The organism is Acidobacteriota bacterium (genome assembly GCA_003696075.1).
In the GTDB taxonomy this organism is placed as follows: Bacteria; Acidobacteriota; Polarisedimenticolia; order J045; family J045; genus J045.
In genome coordinates this window covers 1-6,220 of record RFHH01000068.1, presented here as the reverse complement: position 1 = coordinate 6,220, position 6,220 = coordinate 1, and the positions used below count along the sequence as shown (strand labels likewise).

General features: G+C 71.8%; 4 protein-coding genes. 1 reads left to right on the top strand and 3 read right to left on the bottom strand.

Features of this window, described 5'->3' with window-relative positions; all coding sequences use genetic code 11:
• Positions 1 to 212: 212 nt before the first annotated feature.
• Positions 213 to 761 (top strand): hypothetical protein, encoded by a 549-nt coding sequence (locus D6718_04455; GenBank protein RMG47071.1) that lies wholly within the window; start codon positions 213 to 215, stop codon positions 759 to 761.
• A 16-nt stretch (positions 762 to 777) separates the two neighbouring features.
• Here the strand turns inward: D6718_04455 and D6718_04450 are convergent, their stop codons facing one another.
• Genes D6718_04450 through D6718_04440 form a run of 3 tightly spaced genes read right to left on the bottom strand, consistent with a single transcriptional unit; the run spans position 778 to position 5,564 of the window.
• Positions 778 to 3,888, bottom strand: coding sequence for a CHAT domain-containing protein (locus D6718_04450; GenBank protein ID RMG47070.1), 3,111 nt, complete (start codon positions 3,886 to 3,888; stop codon positions 778 to 780).
• Between the two features lie 13 nt (positions 3,889 to 3,901).
• Positions 3,902 to 4,774, bottom strand: a complete 873-nt coding sequence (locus D6718_04445; GenBank protein RMG47069.1) for a zf-HC2 domain-containing protein — start codon at positions 4,772 to 4,774, stop codon at positions 3,902 to 3,904.
• On the bottom strand, positions 4,722 to 5,564 hold the full coding sequence (locus tag D6718_04440) for a sigma-70 family RNA polymerase sigma factor (GenBank protein RMG47068.1): 843 nt from the start codon (positions 5,562 to 5,564) through the stop codon (positions 4,722 to 4,724). The genes D6718_04445 and D6718_04440 overlap by 53 nt, the downstream gene beginning before the upstream one ends.
• Between the last annotated feature and the right edge of the window lie 656 nt (positions 5,565 to 6,220).

Here is a 6,220-nt window from a genome sequence, read left to right as displayed (position 1 = left end):
GCTCGACCTGCCTCCGTTCTCGGTCGAAGCCCTCGACTGACGCTTCGGGCCGGGGCCAGGAGTTCCGAAACGGGCCTCACGGCCACGTCCCACCCGCGACAGAAACATCCACGGCATTCGCCGCCTGATTCGGCGCGGGCTGCCCCCGTTCGCGGGATCGCAACGCCGTGGGACGCGGCCCGCGCGCCAGGCGCTCGAGGAGGCTCGGCACGATGCGGAAGCTCGTTCTCGTGGTGGTGATGCTGTCGTTCTTCCTCCCGGCCGTTCGGGCCGGGGAGTTGAAAGGGGGTGACGTCGAACTCGGTGTCAACCTGTCCAGGGTCAATCTCGACTTCGGCTCCGCATACGGGATGGATCTCGGAACGACGACGACAACGCGGCTCGAGGGCCAAATCGGCTGGTTCCTCGCCGCGCGGCACGAAATCGGCGCCTACGCGAACTACTTGCGAACCACGTACAAGAATCCGGATTTCGGCTCCTCGACGATGGACGACAGCGACTACGGGGTTTTCTACGCATTCCACTTCGTGACGAGCGGGTCGATCCTTCCCTTCGTGGGCGTGGCGGCCGGATTGATCGGGGGCGACACTGGCGATTCGTACGACATGGAGTACGCCCTCTTGGCCGGGTTCAAGCTCTATCCTTGGGAGCACGCTGGATTCAACGTCGACATCGAGTACGGCAAGCTGACGGCCAGCCAGCAGGGGGCGCCGGATGCCACCGGCGTGTGGGTGAACGCGGGGATTCTGCTGAAGTTCTGAGCGAGATCGCTCGGGATCAGCGCCAATCGCCGGACGCGACGAAGGCACCCCACGTCTCCGGCGCGTCCGGCAGCCCCGCCTCCCGCCGATCGCGGAGCAGGGCGAGGGCGGCATCCCGCATCGCGTCGGGGACGGCCATCCCATCCAGCCGCCGGCGGTACAGTTCTTCCATGAACGCTCGCGCGGCATCGTCGCGGACCGGCCACAACGTCGCCACCAGCGTGCGCGCTCCGGCGATCTCGAACGCCTGCCGGAGGCCGACGATGCCCGCTCCTTGATGCAGGACTCCGGCCGCCGTCTCGCAGCCCGAGAGCACCGCCCACTCGACGCCGCGGAGGTCGAGCGCGGCGATCTCTTCGGCGGTCAGGATCCCGTCGTGGAGCGATCCGGACGCCCGGAGCTGCGAGCGCCGGTTCGCCCCGGCGAGGGCGAGACCGGAGAGCAGGAAGGGCGTCAGATCGTCGTCCTCGAGGGCGCCGGACGGCTCGGCGACGAAGGCGTGCGTCGCGAGATGCAGGTAGCGGAAGCGCGGGGCGAGCGCCCGGAACGCGGCCTCGTTCGCGCGGGCGCCCGAGAGGACGAGCGCCGCCCGCTCGCGCTCCGTGCGCTCGCGGAAAAGGCGGGCTATCTCTTCCGCTTCGCTGCGGGAGAGCGGCAGCGGCGTGAAGCGAAGCCCGCCGAGGTCGGTGACGGGTGGCCGCAGACCGCGCATCGCGGGGCGCGCCGAGGCCACCTTTGCCACGGGGGCGGGCGACCCGATCTCCGGCAGCAGTTCGTTGGCCGCCGCGAGCGCTTCGGTCCCGGCGTCGAAATCGGGGTCGCCCAGGGCCAGCAGCCGCTCGTCGGAGCCTGTATTGCCGACGCGCCGGTCGCCTTCGAGCAGATCGCGTTCCGCCGACAGCTCGTGAAACGTCGGCCCGTGCTCGAGAAGAAATCCGCCCTCCGGCGCCGGGAGAGCGGGCAGCGAGACGAGCGCGATCGCTCCCGCGGGAACGACCAGCGCGAGCCGCGCCGGACGGGCGAGCGGCGCGACCGGATCCCAGATGCGGCGCCTGAGGCTCTCCCCGGCCGCATCGCAGGAACGGCCGGCGCCCAGGCGGGACCGGGCCCCAGCGACACACGAGCGCCAGCGGTCGATCAGGGGATCGATCTCCGCGGCCGGACCGAGAGGAACGGCGGCGGTTGCGATCTGCCCTTCGGCATCGCGCCGCGTGACGAGGGCCCCATAGGCGGCCGGTCCGTGGGCGCCCGGTGCGGCGAAGGCCTCGGCGGGGTCGGGCGGTGGATTCTCGTAGCGCACGTAGGCGACGAGGACCGCGCCGGCGGGCAGCGCGCGCCCGATCTCGGCCAGCGTGATCTCCTCGGGGGCAGGCAGCGCGCGCCCGATCTCGGCGGCCTTCCACGCGAGCCGCTCGTAGGCGCGCCGGGCGCGCTCGAGTTCCCTCGCGTGCTCCTCGCCGCTTCGGCCCGTTCCCGCGAGCAGCACCGCCGCGTAGACGCGCCGGGCATCGTCCAGCGCGACGGCCAGCGCCGGGTCGGCCGTGGAAGCGGCCCGCCGGCGCCGCGCGAGGCTGTCGAGAAGGAGCGTGCGCGAGCGCGCCACCTCGTCGCCGATCCACGGCGCGGCCTCCAGCGTGGTTTGGCCGCGGAACAGCAGGGAGAGCGCCTGATCGAGCGCGGGGACGCCCTCCGACGCGTAGCGGAGCGCCGCCGTCTCCGGAAGGAGCTTCAGGACCTGCTGGAGGTGCCCGCGGCTCGCGAGCGCCGAGCGCTCGAGCCAGGGCAGGCTCTGCGCGATGCCGCCGCGAGCGGCGAGCACGAGCGCGAGCACCCTCGCCGCCTCGGCGTAGGTCGGGCTCTCCGGGCGCCCGTACCGCTCGGCGAGGTCGACCGCTGCCTCGGCATCACGCACCGCTTCGTCGAACCGGCCCTGCTTCGCCTCGACCAGCGCGAGCACGCCGAAAATCTCCGACCGGTGCAGCGCCTCGTTCGCTCCGTCGGAGTGGGAGTAGGCGGCCTCCGCCTTCACCAGCATCTCTTCGGCGCGCTTCAGGTCGCCGGAGGCGAGTGCGACCTCGGCGAGGCCGGTGAGGGGGTAGCCGAGCGCCTGATCGTCGGGGCCGAAGACGGCGGTCCAGTTCTCGAGCGCCCGCTCGAGCGCGGCCCGCGCCTCGTCGAGCCGGCCGAGCCCGGCCAGAAGTTCGCCGATGTTGTTCCACGATTGGCCCGTTTCCTCGTGGTCGGGGCCGAGAACCTTCTCCCGGATCCGGAGCGCCCGGCGATACAGATCAAGCGCCCTGCGCACGTCGCCGAGCGCGTGGGCTGCGACGGCCTGCGAGTTGACGATCAGGGCGTCGAGGCGGGTGCCTTCGTACCCGCCGGCGCGAACGACGTCCGCCGCCCGGTCGTACCAGTGCCTCGCCTCCGCCGCATCCTCGAGAAAAAAGAGCCACACCTTGCCGATCTCGTAGTAGGTCTTGGCGAGATCCTCGCTCGCGCCGAGGCCGGCGGCGAGCAGGCGGCGCTCGAGTTCGAACAGCGTCTCGAGGGAATCGTCGTAGAGCCCGCACGTCTTGAGCGCACGGGCGACGCTGTGAAGGATCTGGCTCGCGAAGGTGTCGTCGCGAACGCGGGTGCGAACGATCCGCCGCACCTCGCGCGAGAGTTCCAGCGTCTCGCCGACCGCTTCCTTCCGGGTCGTGCAGTCGAGCGCGGTCAGCAGGCCCGGAATCAGCCGCGGACTCCCCTCTTCGAAAAGCCGGCGCCGGATCGCCAGCGCGCCGTGGGCGAGGGAGCAGACCTCGTCGATCGAAGCGCGGCTGTTCCAAAGCGACCTCGCAAGGAGTTCCATTGCGCGGGCCGTGTCGGCGCTCGCGTCTCCGCGCGCGCGGCGCACCTCATCGAGCAGCGCGCGGGAGCGTGCGATCTCCTCCTGGCGCTTTTCGTGGTGCGGGTGCATCTCGGCGAGCTGCTCTTCGACGTCCTGCCAGCGCCAAATCGGCTCATGCCGGTAGATCCATACCCCGCGATAGCCGTTGCCCTCGCCCTCGGAGGCGCCGAGGGCCGCTCCGACCAGGAGCGTTGCTGCCGCCAGGGCGATCGCCACCGGAACCGGCGCGCGGCGCATTTCGTGCCTCCGCTCAGGGAGCCGCCGGCACGGCCTGCAGCGGCACGGCGAGCAGCAGCTCGCCGGAGCGCGACTCGAGGCGCAGCGAAAGGCCCTCGCCTCTGAGGGTGCGGCCGGGGACGGCGACCGCGACCGCGCCGCAGCGGGCCAGGCTCTCACGAGCCTGCTCGGGCCGGATAGGCGCAGACCAGATCTCCCGCCCGTCACGGACGATGCGCGCGGTCATCCCGGCGTCGATCGCCTCCGCCGGTGGAGCGGCCAGCTCGACGGCGAGCATCACGAGTCCGGGAGCCGCGGGAACCTCGATCGCTTCGCGCGCGCCGCGCTCCGGGGCCGCCACGAGCACCAGCGGCACCGCGCCGCCCGGGAGCGGTGCCTGCGTGAGCGCCCGTCCGATCGCCGCACCGGCGACCAGCAGCGCGACGGAGGCGGCGATCGCGACCGGCGGTGTAAACCGCCACCCTCCCGTGCCGGTGGCGGCGCTCGCCACTGGCCGCTCCCGCCCGTGGCCGCTGCCCTGCTCCAGGCGCCGCTCGACCTCGCGGACCCTCTCGACGAGGTCCGCGCACTCCGGGCAGCTCTCGAGATGCGCGCGGAGATCGGGGAGCTGCCCGCCGGTGAGCGACGCGTCACCGGTCGCGAAGGCGACGATCTCCGCCGAGGACGGGTGCTTGTCGTCGTCACCCCCCTCCTCCGCGATCTCCCGCAGCGCTTCCGCAACGTCCCGCGCTCCCCGGCACTCGGCGCATCGCTCCAGGTGATGCTCCACCTCGCGCCGGAGCGGCGGCGGAAGGGTGCGCTTGACGTAGCTGGGGAGAAGGTCGATCACCTGGTCATGGTCCATCGGGACCTCCTCGCGCCGCGGGGCCGGCCGACGCCGCTCCACGCGGTCCGCGCGGCGGCGGTGGAGTCGCGCGCGACCCTCGCGGACGGCCGTAGCGCGGAGACACCAGACGCCGTGCTTCCTTCAGGCACTGCTGCACCTGCTGGCGGAGCGCTTCCTCGCTGCGGCCGTCCTTGAGCGAGATGGCGCTGTAGGGCACGTCGTTCATCCAGGCGATCAGCAGCTCGCGGCAGGAGGCTCGCAGCCGGTTCAGAACCGACCGGGCCAGGCGCTTTCGTTCGACGTCGTGCAGGCGTTCTTCCGCCGTGGTCGCAGGCGCGGGTGGGTCCTCGGCGCCGGATGCCGGATCGCGCGCGGAATCGTTCCGCCGCTGTTGCCGCACCCAATCGACGCACCGGCGGTGGGCGACGCAACGGACGAAGGCGCCGAACGAGGAATGGATGCGGAATCGCGGGGAGGAGACGGCCTGGTAGAGCGCCAGGAAGATGTCCTGCAGGATCTCGAGCCGGTCTTCGGGTGGAACGAAGTAACCGCTCCTCCCGATCACCCGTTCGGCGATCGCTCGGGCGCTGACGATTGCGGCCGGGTCGCCTGAACGAAATCCCGCCACGTCCGGCCCGAGCGAACCCGTCCGGGCGGACCTTCTCCCCCCTCCCACCGGTGAACCTCCTCTTCCCAAATACTGGCAGGAAAGAAATACGACGGTACCGGGACCGCCTGCAACCCCGCCCCGGTGGGCCCACGGAAGGTGTCTCTTCCAGCCGCTCGGATCGGCGCGGGCGTCGGGCGGGACCGCCTTCGGCTGGGTGCCGAGGGCGGCGGGCGCCGCCATGGTCCCTACGAGATCCGGCTTTCGGAACGAGCCGGCTCCTGCAGGGCCGATCGGCCCGCGCCCGCCGCTTCCCCGGCGGTCCGTCGGGACGCGGCCTCGCCCGACCGTCGAACCCCGGACCCTCACGCGAAGGACCGGAGTGTGGTCGTTTCCCCCTCCCTGACCGACGATCCAAGAGCCGGGATGCGTTCATCGCCCGCCGATCCGTGCGCAGCTCCCATCCGCACCCCTTTCAACCTCGTATTGATAGTCGTTCGGCGAAGCTCCGCGTGAGGAATCAGGAGATGGCTGTGCCGATCGTTCTTCCGAGGCCGGATCTCCGCCGTTCGAGATGGCTGCCGAGCGATCGGGTTCCGCCGTGCACCCGAAGTCCGCACGTGGCACCCGCCGCGGTCGCACCCGGAGGCCGTCGCCCGCCGGATCGTCTCCGTGCGCCGGCCAGCGGCAGCGATGGGCTCCCCCGACTGGCAGGCTCGAGAAACCGGGCCGCCTGCGGAATGGACACCCCGGCTCGCGCAACTCTTCCGATGCTCAGGCTCCGGTCCCCTCGGTTCCGATGAGCCGCTCGAGCCGCGCCACCGCCTCGTCGAGGTCGTGCGCCGTTTCGATCCGGTCGAGCAGCATCGCCATGCCGAGGATCTTCTCGATGCGAGGAG

Excerpts from the sequence above, each read along its gene's own strand:
- D6718_04455 (RMG47071.1), top strand. The coding sequence starts at position 213 with ATGCGGAAGCTCGTTCTCGTGGTGGTGATGCTGTCGTTCTTCCTCCCG.
- D6718_04450 (RMG47070.1), bottom strand. The coding sequence starts at position 3,888 with ATGCGCCGCGCGCCGGTTCCGGTGGCGATCGCCCTGGCGGCAGCAACG.
- D6718_04440 (RMG47068.1), bottom strand. The coding sequence starts at position 5,564 with ATGGCGGCGCCCGCCGCCCTCGGCACCCAGCCGAAGGCGGTCCCGCCC.